At 69.4% G+C, this 13,434-nt stretch carries 14 protein-coding genes and 3 tRNA genes; all 17 read right to left on the reverse strand.

Annotated elements, in window-relative coordinates; all coding sequences use genetic code 11:
- Window positions 1-3,432, reverse strand: coding sequence for a DNA-directed RNA polymerase subunit beta (rpoB, locus tag EV384_RS00180; RefSeq protein WP_130328957.1), 3,432 nt, complete (start codon window positions 3,430-3,432; stop codon window positions 1-3).
- 572 nt (window positions 3,433-4,004) lie between these two features.
- A complete protein-coding gene (rplL, locus tag EV384_RS00185; protein WP_130328958.1) occupies window positions 4,005-4,388 on the reverse strand; it encodes a 50S ribosomal protein L7/L12 in 384 nt (127 codons plus the stop codon).
- Window positions 4,389-4,442: 54 nt separating this feature from the next.
- The gene (rplJ, locus tag EV384_RS00190) at window positions 4,443-4,988 is read right to left on the reverse strand and encodes a 50S ribosomal protein L10 (protein WP_130328959.1); all 546 of its coding nucleotides are present in this window, start codon (window positions 4,986-4,988) and stop codon (window positions 4,443-4,445) included.
- A gap of 309 nt (window positions 4,989-5,297) precedes the next feature.
- Window positions 5,298-5,477: a hypothetical protein gene (locus EV384_RS00195; RefSeq protein ID WP_130328960.1), complete on the reverse strand. Its 180-nt coding sequence runs from the start codon at window positions 5,475-5,477 to the stop codon at window positions 5,298-5,300.
- On the reverse strand, window positions 5,474-5,896 hold the full coding sequence (locus EV384_RS00200) for an ATP-binding cassette domain-containing protein (protein ID WP_423202871.1): 423 nt from the start codon (window positions 5,894-5,896) through the stop codon (window positions 5,474-5,476). The genes EV384_RS00195 and EV384_RS00200 overlap by 4 nt, the downstream gene beginning before the upstream one ends.
- Window positions 5,897-5,973: 77 nt before the next feature.
- Entirely contained in the window at window positions 5,974-6,690 is a 717-nt protein-coding gene (rplA, locus tag EV384_RS00205; protein WP_130328961.1) for a 50S ribosomal protein L1, read from the reverse strand.
- Window positions 6,691-6,772: 82 nt separating this feature from the next.
- Window positions 6,773-7,204: a 50S ribosomal protein L11 gene (gene rplK / locus EV384_RS00210; protein WP_109944007.1), complete on the reverse strand. Its 432-nt coding sequence runs from the start codon at window positions 7,202-7,204 to the stop codon at window positions 6,773-6,775.
- Between the two features lie 184 nt (window positions 7,205-7,388).
- Complete coding sequence (nusG, locus tag EV384_RS00215; protein WP_089012486.1) at window positions 7,389-8,111, reverse strand: transcription termination/antitermination protein NusG; 723 nt, start codon at window positions 8,109-8,111, stop codon at window positions 7,389-7,391.
- Between the two features lie 38 nt (window positions 8,112-8,149).
- Window positions 8,150-8,542 carry a preprotein translocase subunit SecE gene (gene secE, locus EV384_RS00220; RefSeq protein WP_130328962.1) on the reverse strand — a complete coding sequence of 131 codons (393 nt, stop codon included), beginning with the start codon at window positions 8,540-8,542 and terminating at the stop codon, window positions 8,150-8,152.
- 212 nt (window positions 8,543-8,754) lie between these two features.
- Window positions 8,755-8,827: transfer RNA gene (locus tag EV384_RS00225), tRNA-Trp, on the reverse strand.
- A 128-nt stretch (window positions 8,828-8,955) separates the two neighbouring features.
- Window positions 8,956-9,348: a MaoC family dehydratase gene (locus EV384_RS00230; RefSeq protein WP_130328963.1), complete on the reverse strand. Its 393-nt coding sequence runs from the start codon at window positions 9,346-9,348 to the stop codon at window positions 8,956-8,958.
- Window position 9,349: 1 nt separating this feature from the next.
- Window positions 9,350-9,796: a MaoC family dehydratase N-terminal domain-containing protein gene (locus EV384_RS00235; protein WP_130328964.1), complete on the reverse strand. Its 447-nt coding sequence runs from the start codon at window positions 9,794-9,796 to the stop codon at window positions 9,350-9,352.
- 122 nt (window positions 9,797-9,918) lie between these two features.
- Complete coding sequence (rpmG, locus tag EV384_RS00240) at window positions 9,919-10,086, reverse strand: 50S ribosomal protein L33 (protein WP_067301359.1); 168 nt, start codon at window positions 10,084-10,086, stop codon at window positions 9,919-9,921.
- A 130-nt stretch (window positions 10,087-10,216) separates the two neighbouring features.
- Window positions 10,217-10,289, reverse strand: a tRNA-Met gene (locus EV384_RS00245).
- A 25-nt stretch (window positions 10,290-10,314) separates the two neighbouring features.
- Window positions 10,315-10,387 (reverse strand) — tRNA-Thr (locus EV384_RS00250).
- Window positions 10,388-10,494: 107 nt separating this feature from the next.
- The gene (locus EV384_RS00255) at window positions 10,495-13,035 is read right to left on the reverse strand and encodes a putative bifunctional diguanylate cyclase/phosphodiesterase (RefSeq protein ID WP_130328965.1); all 2,541 of its coding nucleotides are present in this window, start codon (window positions 13,033-13,035) and stop codon (window positions 10,495-10,497) included.
- A gap of 60 nt (window positions 13,036-13,095) precedes the next feature.
- Window positions 13,096-13,245 (reverse strand): hypothetical protein, encoded by a 150-nt coding sequence (locus EV384_RS34580; protein ID WP_165439841.1) that lies wholly within the window; start codon window positions 13,243-13,245, stop codon window positions 13,096-13,098.
- Window positions 13,246-13,434 lie beyond the last annotated feature (189 nt).

A 13,434-nucleotide genomic window follows, 5' to 3' on the forward strand; every position in this document is an offset into this window, starting at 1 on the left:
TCAGACCTCTTCGACCGAGCTCGGCTCGCGCCGGGACAGGTCGATGCCCAGCTCCTCCGCGGCCCGGAACACCTCGTCGTCGGTCTCGCGCATCTCCAGGGCCACACCGTCGCTGGAGAGCACCTCGACGTTGAGGCACAGCGACTGCAGCTCCTTGAGCAGCACCTTGAACGACTCCGGAATGCCCGGCTCGGGGATGTTCTCGCCCTTGACGATCGCCTCGTAGACCTTCACCCGGCCGAGGACGTCGTCGGACTTGATCGTCAGCAGCTCCTGCAGGGCGTAGGCGGCGCCGTACGCCTGCATCGCCCAGCACTCCATCTCACCGAAGCGCTGACCACCGAACTGCGCCTTACCACCCAGCGGCTGCTGCGTGATCATCGAGTACGGGCCGGTCGACCGAGCGTGGATCTTGTCGTCGACCAGGTGGTTGAGCTTCAGGATGTAGATGTAGCCGACCGCGATCGGGTCCGGCAGCGGCTCGCCGGAGCGACCGTCGAACAGCTGCGCCTTGCCCGAGGAACCGATCAGCTGCTTGCCGTCCCGGTTGGGCAGGGTCGACGAGAGCAGACCGGAGATCTCCTCCTCGCGGGCACCGTCGAAGACCGGAGTGGCCACGTTGGTGTCCGGCTCGGACTCGTGGGCGTCGATCGAGCGCAGCTGCTTCTTCCACGCCGCGTCGTCGCCGTCCACGCTCCAACCGGTCTTGGCGACCCAGCCGAGGTGGGTCTCCAGGACCTGGCCGATGTTCATCCGGGAGGGCACACCCAGCGGGTTGAGCACGATGTCGACCGGGGTGCCGTCCTCGAGGAACGGCATGTCCTCGACCGGCAGGATCTTGGAGATGACGCCCTTGTTGCCGTGCCGGCCGGCGAGCTTGTCACCGTCCTGGATCTTGCGCTTCTGGGCGACGTAGACCCGGACCAGCTCGTTGACACCCGGCGGCAGCTCGTCGCCGTCCTCGCGGGAGAAGGTACGCACACCGATGACCGTGCCGGTCTCGCCGTGCGGCACCTTCAGCGAGGTGTCCCGGACCTCACGCGCCTTCTCACCGAAGATCGCGCGGAGCAGCCGCTCCTCCGGGGTCAGCTCGGTCTCGCCCTTCGGCGTGACCTTGCCGACCAGGATGTCGCCGGGGACGACCTCGGCGCCGATCCGGATGATGCCGCGCTCGTCGAGGTCCGCGAGCATCTCCTCGCTGACGTTCGGGATGTCGCGGGTGATCTCCTCCGGGCCGAGCTTGGTGTCCCGGGCGTCGACCTCGTGCTCCTCGATGTGGATCGAGGTCAGCACGTCCTGCTGCACGAGGCGCTGCGACAGGATGATCGCGTCCTCGTAGTTGTGGCCCTCCCAGCACATGAACGCCACCAGCAGGTTGCGCCCGAGCGCCATCTCGCCCTCGTCGGTGCACGGACCGTCGGCGATGACCTGACCGGCCTCGACGCGGTCGCCCTCGAAGACGACCGGCTTCTGGTTCACGCAGGAGCCGGCGTTGGAGCGGCGGAACTTGTGCAGCAGGTACGTCCGGCGGTGGCCGTCGTCCTGGTGGATCGTCACGTAGTCGGCGCAGAGGTCCTCGATCACACCGCCGACCTCGGCGACGACCACGTCGCCGGCGTCGACGGCCGCGCGGTACTCCATGCCGGTGCCGACCAGCGGAGCCTCGGCCTTGACCAGCGGCACCGCCTGACGCTGCATGTTCGCGCCCATCAGGGCGCGGTTGGCGTCGTCGTGCTCGAGGAACGGAATCATCGCGGTCGCGACCGAGGTCATCTGCCGCGGCGAGACGTCCATGTAGTCGACCGCGGCGGGAACGACGTCCTCGGTCTCGCCGCCCTTACGGCGGCAGAGGACCCGGTCCTCGGCGAACGTGCCGTCGGCCTTCAGCGGCGCGTTGGCCTGGGCCTTGACGAACCGGTCCTCCTCGTCCGCGGTCAGGTAGTCGATCTGGTCGGTGACCCGACCCTCGACGACCTTCCGGTACGGCGTCTCGATGAAGCCGAACGGGTTGACCCGGGCGAAGGTGGACAGGGCGCCGATCAGGCCGATGTTCGGGCCTTCCGGCGTCTCGATCGGGCACATCCGGCCGTAGTGGGACGGGTGCACGTCACGGACCTCGAAGCCGGCCCGCTCCCGGGACAGACCACCCGGGCCGAGCGCGCTCAGCCGGCGCCGGTGGGTCAGACCCGCCAGCGGGTTGGTCTGGTCCATGAACTGGGACAGCTGCGACGTGCCGAAGAACTCCTTGATCGCCGCCACCACCGGGCGGATGTTGATCAGGGTCTGCGGCGTGATCGCCTCGACGTCCTGGGTGGTCATCCGCTCGCGGACGACCCGCTCCATCCGGGACAGGCCGACCCGGACCTGGTTCTGGATCAGCTCGCCCACGGTACGCAGGCGCCGGTTGCCGAAGTGGTCGATGTCGTCGGCCTCGTAGCCGTCCTCACCGGCGTGCAGCCGGCAGAGGTACTCCACGGTGGCGACGATGTCGTCCTCGGTCAGCGTGCCGGTGGTGATCGGCACGCTCAGCTCGAGCTTCTTGTTGAACTTGTAACGACCGACCTTGGCGACGTCGTACCGCTTCGGGTTGAAGAAGAGGTTGTCGAGCAGGGTCTGGGCGTTCTCACGGGTCGGCGGCTCGCCAGGGCGGAGCTTCCGGTAGATGTCGAGCAGCGCCTCGTCCTGGCCGGCGATGTGGTCCTTCTCGAGCGTGGTCATCATCAGCTCGGACCAGCCGAACTTCTCGCGGATCTGCTCCGCGGACCACCCGATGGCCTTGAGCAGGACGGTGACGGCCTGCCGGCGCTTACGGTCGATGCGGACGCCGACCGTGTCGCGCTTGTCGATGTCGAACTCCAGCCAGGCACCCCGGCTCGGGATGACCTTGACGCTGGAGAGGTCGCGGTCGGAGGTCTTGTCCGGCTGCTTGTCGAAGTAGACGCCCGGGGATCGGACGAGCTGACTGACCACGACGCGCTCGGTGCCGTTGATGACGAAGGTGCCCTTCGGCGTCATCATCGGGAAGTCACCCATGAACACCGTCTGGCTCTTGATCTCGCCAGTGGTGTTGTTGGTGAACTCCGCGGTCACGAACAGCGGAGCGCAGTAGGTCAGGTCCTTCTCCTTGCACTCCTCGATCGAGGCCTTGACCTCGTCGAAGCGCGGAGCCGAGAAGGAGAGCGACATGGTGCCGGAGAAGTCCTCAATGGGACTGATCTCTTCGAGGATCTCCGCGAGACCCGAGCGTGCGTGCGGGTCGTCCGCCGACCGGCCCTGCCAAGCCTCGTTGCCGACGAGCCAGTCGAAGGACTCGTTCTGGATGGCGAGGAGGTTGGGGACCTCGAGGTGTTCGGTGATCCTGCCGAAAGAAACTCGGCGGGGAGCGAAAGCGCTCGACGTACGACTGGTCTTCGCAGGGCGGGAAGCTGCCAAGATGCGTCCTTCCGAGGACCGGTGCTGCAGAACGGCTGGTACGCGTGCACTCCAATGACCCCACCAGAATTATCCGTAAACGGACATTTCCGAGCAGGGGTCAAGTCGGAAGGCAGCGCAAACTAGCAGTGTAGCCGAGAGGCTAACCGCTGTCCAGCCCACCCCGCAGGTCATCGCGGAACTCGCCTCGGGACCCTGGAAAACGGGTCTCACGGGCCGCTCGGAACGCGACGTTCCTGCCGGGCCGCTCGGGTATGGCGGCGGTGGTGCTGCCGCTGCCATTACCCAAGTGGCGGCCGTTGCAAGCGCGGAAGGTCTTGCTGGTGTCAGCGTGCCTGCCAGCCCGGTCTCGCGTCAAGGGCCGGTTACCGGTCGGGGTGTCTTTCCCACCGACGGACTACCGACCGGCCCCGCTGTACAGGGTACGCCGGACGCCGGACGCCCTGCTCACGCCGCTGCCACCGGAACCCACCAACCAGAGCGGGCGGCGATCCGTTCCCGGATCACCGCCCGCCGCGACGCGGTGTGCCCCGGCTCACGTGAGCCGGACGCGCGTCAGGTCGAACTCAAGGTCACTTGAGGGTGACCTTGGCGCCCTCGCCCTCGAGCTTGGCCTTGGCCTTCTCGGCGGTCTCCTTGTTGGCCTTCTCCAGGACGGCCTTCGGAGCAGCCTCGACCAGGTCCTTGGCCTCCTTGAGGCCCAGGCCGGTCAGCTCACGCACGACCTTGATGACCTGGATCTTCTTGCCACCGTCGGCGTCGAGGATGACGTCGAACTCGTCCTTCTCCGGCTCGGCCTCGGCCGGGGCGGCACCCGGGGCGGCAACGCCCATCGCGACCGGGGCCGCGGCGGTGACCTCGAAGGTCGTCTCGAACTGCTTCACGAACTCGGAGAGCTCGATCAGCGTCATCTCCTTGAACGCGTCGAGCAGCTCGTCGGTGCTGAGCTTCGCCATGTCTGGCGTCCTTTCTAAAAGTGAAAACTAAGAACGTGGGTGCGCCGGGAGGCCTCAGGCCGCCTCGGCGCCCTCCTTCTCGCGCTTGTCCTGCAGGGCAGCCGCCAGACGGGCGGTCTTGGAGAGCGGAGCCTGGAACAGGGCCGCGGCCTTGCTCAGGTTGCCCTTCATCGCGCCGGCCAGCTTGGCCAGCAGCACCTCGCGGGACTCCAGGTCGGCGAGCTTCGTGACCTCGGCCGCGGAAATGGCCTTGCCCTCGAAGACACCGCCCTTGATGACGAGCTTCGGGTTGGCCTTCGCGAAGTCGCGAAGCCCCTTCGCCGCCTCGACGACGTCGCCCGAAACGAAAGTCAGCGCGGTAGGACCGGTGAACAGCTCGTCGAGGCCGGAGATGCCCGCCTCGGTCGCCGCACGCTTGGCCAGCGTGTTCTTCGCGACCGTGTAGGTGGTCTCCTTGCCGAGCGAGCGCCGCAGCTGGGTGAGCTGGGAAACCGTCAGACCACGGTACTCGGTGAGCACTGCAGCGCCCGCGTTGCGGAAGCTGTCGGTCAGCTCAGCGACGGCCGTGGCCTTGTCGGCCCGGATCGGCTTGTCCGCCATGTCCCTCCTCTCTCGTTGCTCGAGGCTGGTCGCCGTCGACGAGCGGAGGCTCTGCGACGGCGCCGGAGGCATCACGACAACGAGAAAAGCCCCGGCGCAGGGCGCGCGGGGCGAGGGCCGGCCTGATCACCATGGTCGGCGGACCACGGTAAGAACCGATTTTCGCTTGCCGCCCTGCGCGGGTCGCCCGTCATCGCGGAACCTTCGACCGTGCCGGAGCACGGTGACCAGCGGTCTCTGGGTGGAACTACCTCCCCAGGCTACGCGACGTGTCCGCGTACCGCCAAATCGCCCCCCGCGTGCGCCCGGTCACGCCGTCAGGCCCGGGAGCGGCGTCGCCAGGCGTAACCGGCGAGGGCCACCGCGGCCCAGGCCGCCGCCCAGCGCAACGCCCACCGTGGCGAGGGCGAGCAGGCCGGCGAGGACCGGTGCCAGCGCCCGTCCGGTACGCAGAAAGGCGGCCAGCCGCAGCCGGACCAGCGCGGTCACCGGGCCGCCTCCCGGGCCGGACCGCCCGCGCCCGGCTCACCCGGCGCGGCGCCGCCACCGGCGCGTACCCGGAGGATCTGGTGGCCGTCGGCGCGCAGGCGGGCCACGGTGCCGGCGACCCGCGCGGTCGGGGCGGCGAGCCCGGCCATCCCGCCCATCGCGGCGAGGTAGTGCGCCACGGTGAACGGCTGGTCGGCCGGGAAGCGCTCCGGGACCCAGCCGACGGCGGCGGGCCGGTCGACCACCCGGCCACGGGTCGGCCGGAGCACGCCGGCGGCGACCTGGAGCAGCGTGGACTTGCCCACCCCGTTGCGGCCGAGCACGACCGCGACCTCACCCGGACCGATCCGCACGTCCGTCTCCCGCAGCACCCACGGGCCGCGCCGGTGGTACCGCAACCAGACGTTCTCCAGCCGCATGCCGCGAGCCTGCCACAGCGGACAAACGAACGGGCCCCGCCACGGTGTCGTGGCGGGGCCCGTTACGGGAGCCGTGCTCAGGCCTCGGCCGAGCCCTCCTGCAGGTTCTTCACCAGCTTCGGGTCGACCGGAACGCCCGGGCCCATGGTGGTGGTCAGGACCACCTTCTTGAGGTACGTGCCCTTGGCCGCGGACGGCTTGGCGCGGAGCACCTCGTCGAGGACGGCGGCGTAGTTGTCGATCAGCTGGGTCTCGGAGAACGAGGCCTTGCCGATGATCAGGTGGAGGTTGGAGTGCTTGTCCACCCGGAAGGTGATCTTACCGCCCTTGATGTCCGAGACGGCCTTGGTGACGTCCATGGTCACCGTGCCGGTCTTCGGGTTCGGCATCAGGCCGCGCGGGCCCAGGATCCGCGCGATCCGGCCGATCTTGGCCATCTGGTCCGGGGTGGCGATCGCCGCGTCGAAGTCCAGCCAACCACCCTGGATGCGAGCGACCAGCTCGTCGGTGCCCACCTCGTCCGCACCCGCCGCGGCGGCCTCCTCGGCCTTCGCGCCGGCGGCGAAGACGATCACGCGGGCGGTCTTACCGGTGCCGTGCGGCAGGTTGACCGTGCCGCGGACCATCTGGTCCGCCTTGCGGGGGTCGACGCCGAGGCGCATCGCGACCTCGACCGTGGCGTCGAACTTGACGTTGGTGGTGTCCTTGGCCAGCTTGACGGCCTCGGCGGGGGTGTAGAGCTTCGACCGGTCGATGACCTCGGCGGCCTTGCGGTAGCTCTTGCTGCGCTGCATTTCTGGTTACTCCTGTGGTCTATGGCGGGCCGCGGTCACCGCGCGCCCTCCCACGAACTGAGCGGGAAAGTGCTGACCGACGTCAGTCGTTGACGATGATGCCCATCGACCGGGCGGTGCCGGCGATGATCTTCGCAGCCTGGTCGACGTCGTTGGCGTTGAGGTCGACCATCTTCTTCTCGGCGATCTCACGCACCTGGGCCTGGGTCACGGAGCCGACCTTCTGGCTCTGCGGGACGCCCGAGCCCTTCTCCACGCCGGCGGCCTTGAGCAGCAGCCGGGCGGCGGGCGGGGTCTTCAGGACGAAGGTGAAGGTCCGGTCCTCGTACACGCTGATCTCGGCGGGGACGATGTCGCCCCGCTGGGACTCGGTCTGCGCGTTGTAGGACTTGCAGAACTCCATGATGTTCACGCCGTGCTGACCGAGCGCCGGGCCGACGGGCGGAGCCGGCGTGGCCTGGCCCGCCTTCAGCTGAAGCGTGAACGTCTTGACGAGCTTCTTCTTCGGAGGCATGTCTCTTCCTGGGGCTTGGAACTGGGAAAGCGCCGGGTCGCGGGCACGCACGGTCAGCGCGATGCGACAACGACGACGTTCTAGGGTAGCGCAGACTTCCGCCGCCCTCCGCGCCGAGGTCCGACGGGAGGGCGAAACGACGCACCGGCGGCAGGCCGAAGCCCGCCGCCGGTGCGACCGTACGTCAGATCTTGGCGACCTGGTTGAAGTTCAGCTCGACCGGCGTCTCCCGGCCGAAGATCGACACCAGCACCTTGAGCTTCTGCTGGTCGGCGTTGATCTCACTGATCGTGGCCGGCAGCGAGGCGAAGGCGCCGTCGGTGACGGTGACCGAGTCGCCGACCTCGAAGTCGAGGACCCTGACCTCGGGCTTCGCCTTCTTCTCCACGGCCTCCACCGCCGGGGCCAGCCACTTCAGCACCTCGTCGAGGCTCAGCGGCGCCGGGCGGTCGGCCCGGTCGGTGGCCCCGACGAAGCCGGTGACCCCCGGGGTGTTCCGGACGCAGGAGTAGGACTCGGCGGTCAGCTCCATCCGGACCAGGATGTAGCCCGGGAAGACCTTCGCCTGGACCTGGGACCGCTTGCCGTTCTTGACCTCGACCTCTTCCCGGGTCGGCACCTCGACCTGGTAGATGAAGTCCTCCATGTCGAGGGAGGTGATCCGGGTCTCGAGGTTGGTCTTGACCTTGTTCTCGTAGCCGGCGTAGGAGTGCACCACGTACCAGTCGCCGGGCGCGTAGCGCAGCTTCTGGCGCAGCTCGGCGACCGGGTCGTACTCCTCGTCCGGCGCGGGCTCGGTGGTCGGGAATTCCGGCTCGCTGGCGGCCTCGACCGACTCATCGTTGGCCGCCGTCGCCACCGTGGACTGCTCGTCCGTGGTCTCGGCGGTCTCGTCGTACTCAGGCACGCTCGCTCACTTCCGTCACTATCGGCACAGTCAGCCGGTCAGCTGGGGTTGCCGAAGACCCACAGCACGCCCTTCGCGAACGCGAAGTCGAGAAGGCCCACGATCGTCAGCATCACGGCGACGAAGGTGACCACCACGGCGGTGTAGGTCAGCAGCTCCTTGCGCGTCGGCCAGATGACCTTACGCAGCTCGGCCACGACCTCGCGGAAAAACCGCGCGATGCGGGCGAAGAGGCCCACCCGGTCGGTGTCCTTGCGGGTCTTCCGACCGTCGGCCGACTCAGCCCGGGCCCGCGCGCGGGTCGCGGTGCCACCCCGGGAGACCGGCTCGTCCGCGTCGGTGGCGTCGTCGTCGGCCACGTCGTCGACGACCGCGTCTTCGCGCTCACGCTCGTCGCCGGCGTCCTCGCCGCGCCGCTTGCTCTCGGCCACTTCGCCCTCCGTGCGGGGTATCGGGTCGCACGCCGATGGGCGTGCGCGGCGTTTGGTCACGCCGGCCGGACCAACCGTCCCGCGACGGGCCGCGGCCGGCGGACCGACCGGGAGGGCCCGATTGCCTCGGAACCACCCCGCCGATGCCACCACCACGGGCCGAACGCCGCCGTTCGGCGGCGCGACCCACGGGAACGGTCAGGCCTGAGGCGCAGGGGTGACAGGACTTGAACCTGCAGCCTGCGGTTTTGGAGACCGCTGCTCTGCCAATTGAGCTACACCCCTGTGCGGCAACTCGCACCCCACTCGACCACGCACGGCCGAGCAGGGGTCACTTGCCCCACGGCGGACCAGTGTACGGGTAGTCGTACGACTTTCCCAACCGGTCTGCCACCAGCGCGTCAGAACACCCCTCAGCGGGGCGTCCGGATGGTCGCCCGGGCCTGCGAGAGCACCTTCTCCCCCAGGCAGGTCGCGGTCACGTCGAGCCTGGTCAGACCGTCTTCGGTGACCTCCTTGACCACCGCGGCGACCTCGATCTCGGTGCCCTGGTCGTCGTCCGGGACCACCACCGGGCGGGTGAACCGGACGCCGAAGTCGACCACCGCGTCCGGCGCGCCGGCCCAGGCGGTGACCGCCCGGCCGACCAGCGCCATGGTGAACATGCCGTGGGCGATCACCCCCGGCAGTCCCACCTTGGTGGCGAACCGGTCGCTCCAGTGGATGGGGTTGAAGTCGCCGGAGGCGCCCGCGTAGCGGACCAGGTCCGCGCGGGTCACCCGGAACGTCTGGGTGGGCAGTTCCATGTCAGGCCTCCCCGCGTACGACGATCTTGGACCAGACGGCGACCACCGGCTCGCCGGCGGCGGTGCGCACGTCGGTGCGGGTGGTCAGGAAGCCGTGCCCGCCCCGGCTGGTGATGTCCTCGATGGTGTTCACGCAGACCAGCTCGTCACCGGCGATCACCGGACGGGTGTACGCGAACCGCTGGTCGCCGTGGACCACCCGGCTGTAGTCCACGCCGAGGGCCGGATCCTCGATGATCTGCCGGTTGGCGGCCATGGTGACCACCACGGGGAAGGTCGGCGGCGCGACCACGTCGGGGTGCCCGAGCGCGCGGGCCGCCTCCGGGTCGTGGTGGGCCGGGTCGGTGGCGCCGATGGCCGTGGCGAACTCACGGATCTTTTCTCGGCCCACCTGGTAGGGGGCGGTCGGCGGGTAGGTCCGGCCGACGAAGGACGGGTCCAGGGACATGCCGCGAACCTACACGGAAAACACGAACGCCGATCCGTACGGGGCGGCGGCTCGGGGCCGTCGTCCGTGTGGATCGGCGTTCGGAATTGCTGCGGGACCGGGCCGGCCGAGCCGGCCGCGGGTCAGCGGGTCTCGCGGTGGATGGTGTGCTTGCCGTCCCGGGGGCAGAACTTCTTCAGCTCGATGCGGTCCGGGTCGTTACGACGGTTCTTGCGCGTGATGTAGTTGCGCTCCTTGCACTCCACACACGCCAAAGTGATCTTCGGCCGGACATCGGTCGCCTTCGCCACGGCGGAGTGCCTTCCTCGCTAACGGATAACAACTACGGCGCATCAGCCTACGCACTGACGGCGCGGACATGCAAAGTGGGCGCCTGTGGCGCCCATCCCACCGACCGCCGGGAAGCCCGGCGGACGAGAGTAGCGGTGGCCGGACTTGAACCGGCGACACAGCGATTATGAGCCGCTTGCTCTGCCATCTGAGCTACACCGCCGTGGCGGGTCCAGCCGGACCCTGTGAGCCCCCTTACGGAATCGAACCGTAGACCTTCTCCTTACCATGGAGACGCTCTGCCGACTGAGCTAAGGGGGCCTACCCGATCACCCCGAAGGGCGTCGCGCAGAGGAAACAGTACACGACCCCGCCGCCGAGGTGAAATCGGATCCCCCCATACCCGGGGTGATCCGCGTCCTCCCAGCTCAGAGCAGGGTCACCGAACGGTCCGGGACCACCCGCAGCCGGGGCGCCTCGGCGGCGGCCTCCGGCTCCACCTGGGCGCCGAACCACGCCTCCAGCCGCTCGTACGGCAGCGGCCGGCTGAACAGGAAGCCCTGGCCGATCTCGCAGCCGATGTCCTGGAGCAGTTCGAGGGTGAGCTCGCTCTCCACCCCCTCGGCGACCACCGCGAGGCCGAACTGCTGGGAGAGCGTCACCACCGCGTTGACGATCGCCAGGTCGCCCGGGTCGGTCGCCATGCCCTGCACGAACGAGCGGTCCACCTTCACCTCGTGGACCGGCAGCCGGCGCAGGTAGGCCAGGGACGAGGAGCCCGTCCCGAAGTCGTCCACCGAGAGCCGTACGCCGAGGTCACGCAGCCGGTGCAGGGTCGGTATCGGCCGGTCCGTGCCGTCCAGCACCCCGGCCTCGCGGATCTCGAAGGTGAGCCGCTGCGGCGGCACGCCGTACTCGTCGAGCAGCTCGCGTACCTGGTCCGGGAAGTGCGGGTCGGTGAGCGTACGCGCGGAGAGGTTGACGGCGACGGCGAGCGGCTGCTCGGCGTGGGCCCAGTCCCGACTGCGCCGCAGCCCCTCCCGGAGCACCACCTCGGTGAGCCGGCCGAGCTGGCCGGTGTGCTCGGCCACCGCGACGAAGTCCTCCGGGGCGACCGTGCCGTGCGTCGGATGCTCCCAGCGGGCCAGGCACTCGACGCCGAGCAGCCGCCGGTCCCGCAACGTCACCTTCGGCTGGAAGTAGACCTCCAGCGCACCCTCGTCGAGGGCGCGCCGCAGGTCGCCGGCGAGGCCGAGGCGGCGCAGCGACCGAGACTCCAGCGCCGGGTTGAACAGCTGCACGCTGCCGGGCACCGCCTTGGCCGCCGTCGCGGCCAGGTCGACCCGTTGCAGCAGGGTCGCGGCGTCGCTGCCGTGATCCGGGTATACGGCCACCCCGACGGCGGTGTCCACGTCGAGGGTGAGCGAGTCGAAGACCATCTCGTCGCGGATCTGCTCGCGCAGCTCGGCGGCGAGCTCCAGGGCCGCCTCGGCGTTCTCCAGCCGCAGGGTGACCAGGAACTCGTCGCCGCCCGCCCGGCCCACCAGGGCGGACGACGGGGCGCAAGCGCGCAGGCGCTCGGCCACCTCGACGAGGACCTTGTCGCCCGCGGCGTGTCCCAGCGACTCGTTGACCTGGCGCAGCCCGTCCACGTCGAAGAGCAGCACGGCGACCACCTCGCCGGGCGCCCGGATCTTCACCGCCTCGTCCAGCGCGCCGGTGATCCGCCGCCGGTTGGGCAGCTTGGTCAGCGCGTCGTGGTACGCGTCGTGGCGCAGCCGGTCGACCAGCCGGGAATTCTCCAGGGCGACCGCGACGTGCGCCGCCACCGTCTCGAAGACGGGGATGTCGGCCGAGGTGAGGTGGTTGGTGTCGCCCAGCCGGTTGACGATCTCCAGCGTGCCGATCACGGCCTGGCCGGACCGCAGCGGCACGACCAGGACGTCCTTGGCGGGGCCGGAGGCGGACCTGACCAGATCCGGGTCGTCGCCCAGCTTCCGCCCGGCCGCCACCCGCTGACCCGACTGAAGTACCCGTTGCCGGATCGCCGGCGGGCCGGGCGCAAAGTCGAGCAGGCCGGGGTCGTCGACCCGGGCGGTGAGCAGGACCTCCGGATGCCGCCCCTGCGGCGGCAGCCAGAGAGTGGCGTACTCGGCCTGCATGAGGCTGCGGATCCGGCCGAGCAGCGCGTCGACGAGCGTGCCGTCCTGGCCGCTCTGGGTCACTGCCTTGGTCAGGTCGTACAGGTCGGCGAGCGTGCGGTGCTGCCGGAAGAACCGCGAGTAGGACCGGTAGACGAAGGCCACCGCCACCGCCACCGCTGCGAGCAGGAGGATCGCCCAGCCGCTGCTGCTGAGCACGATGAGGATGACCAGACCGATGGTGACGTTGACCGCCGCGGCCAGCAGCGTGGGTGCCGCCGTCCGGACCACCTGCCAGCCCGCCTGCAAGCCCTGCAGCAGGCTGATCACGCCACCCACGGCGCCGAGCGTGACCAGCGTGTACGTGCTCACCGCGAGGAAGAGCACGCCCCAGGTCGGCGGCCCGACGCCCTCGACCGGCGGCATGGCGAGCAGCACCAGGCTGGCGACGGTCGCCGCCGCCCCGGCCTTCGCCACGTTGAACCACACCTTGGTCGGCGTCAGGCGGCGTCTCATCTGACCGATCAGCGCGGCGAGCGCGGCGACCAGGACGACGGTGACCGGCTGCAGATAGTGGAAAGCGAGCACGAGCGGGATCTCCGTCAACGTGACGGAGAGCCCCTGCCGGAGGACGATGAACTGGAGGACCTGAGTGCCCGCAGCCACCAGGACGAACAGCAGCACCGGTGCGGCCAGGGCGTCCCGCGCGGTCGGCGGGGTGGCCAGGCTGAGGATGACCAGGCCGACGACGGTGATCAGTGCGAGCGGACCGGTGATCAGCCAGGCTGAATCCGTCGTCCTCCGCGCCGACGGTCGACTCGTTGCCATCCCGCTCCTCACAGAGTGACGCCTGGCCGAAGCCGCCAGGACGCGAGTGTCCCGGGGAGGTTACGGAACGAGCGTGGCCACGATCGCGGCGGACCAGTCGTATTCCATCTGGTGCAGGTCGGGTTCACCGATGACACCGCCAGCCAGGGCGGCAAGGGCAACGAGCGCCAGCGTCACGCCGAGCAGCCGGCCGGACCTACGACCAGACATGACTGTGCTCCTGTCGGCAGGGGGTGCAGAAAACAATGGAGATTCCATGATGGTGCCACAGCACGCTCGGCCTGGAAAGTTGCAGCAGCGCCCGCGAGACGCTCGCAGGAGCTGCTCGAGCCGTCTGGTTGGGCGGGTCAGTCATGTGGCCAGAATCTTTGTCGTTTCCCCCGTCGTGCCATAGTCCCA

The sequence above is a fragment of the Micromonospora kangleipakensis genome (assembly GCF_004217615.1).
Taxonomy (GTDB): Bacteria; Actinomycetota; Actinomycetes; order Mycobacteriales; family Micromonosporaceae; genus Micromonospora; species Micromonospora kangleipakensis.

What these genes read in the sequence shown, in the direction of transcription:
- EV384_RS00230 (WP_130328963.1), bottom strand. Translation starts at nt 9,348, where the DNA reads ATGGAACTGCCCACCCAGACGTTCCGGGTGACCCGCGCGGACCTGGTC.
- EV384_RS00200 (WP_423202871.1), bottom strand. Translation starts at nt 5,896, where the DNA reads ATGCGGCTGGAGAACGTCTGGTTGCGGTACCACCGGCGCGGCCCGTGG.
- rplK (WP_109944007.1), bottom strand. Translation starts at nt 7,204, where the DNA reads ATGCCTCCGAAGAAGAAGCTCGTCAAGACGTTCACGCTTCAGCTGAAG.
- rplL (WP_130328958.1), bottom strand. Translation starts at nt 4,388, where the DNA reads ATGGCGAAGCTCAGCACCGACGAGCTGCTCGACGCGTTCAAGGAGATG.
- EV384_RS34580 (WP_165439841.1), bottom strand. Translation starts at nt 13,245, where the DNA reads ATGTCTGGTCGTAGGTCCGGCCGGCTGCTCGGCGTGACGCTGGCGCTC.
- rplJ (WP_130328959.1), bottom strand. Translation starts at nt 4,988, where the DNA reads ATGGCGGACAAGCCGATCCGGGCCGACAAGGCCACGGCCGTCGCTGAG.
- EV384_RS00255 (WP_130328965.1), bottom strand. Translation starts at nt 13,035, where the DNA reads ATGGCAACGAGTCGACCGTCGGCGCGGAGGACGACGGATTCAGCCTGG.
- EV384_RS00235 (WP_130328964.1), bottom strand. Translation starts at nt 9,796, where the DNA reads ATGTCCCTGGACCCGTCCTTCGTCGGCCGGACCTACCCGCCGACCGCC.
- rplA (WP_130328961.1), bottom strand. Translation starts at nt 6,690, where the DNA reads ATGCAGCGCAGCAAGAGCTACCGCAAGGCCGCCGAGGTCATCGACCGG.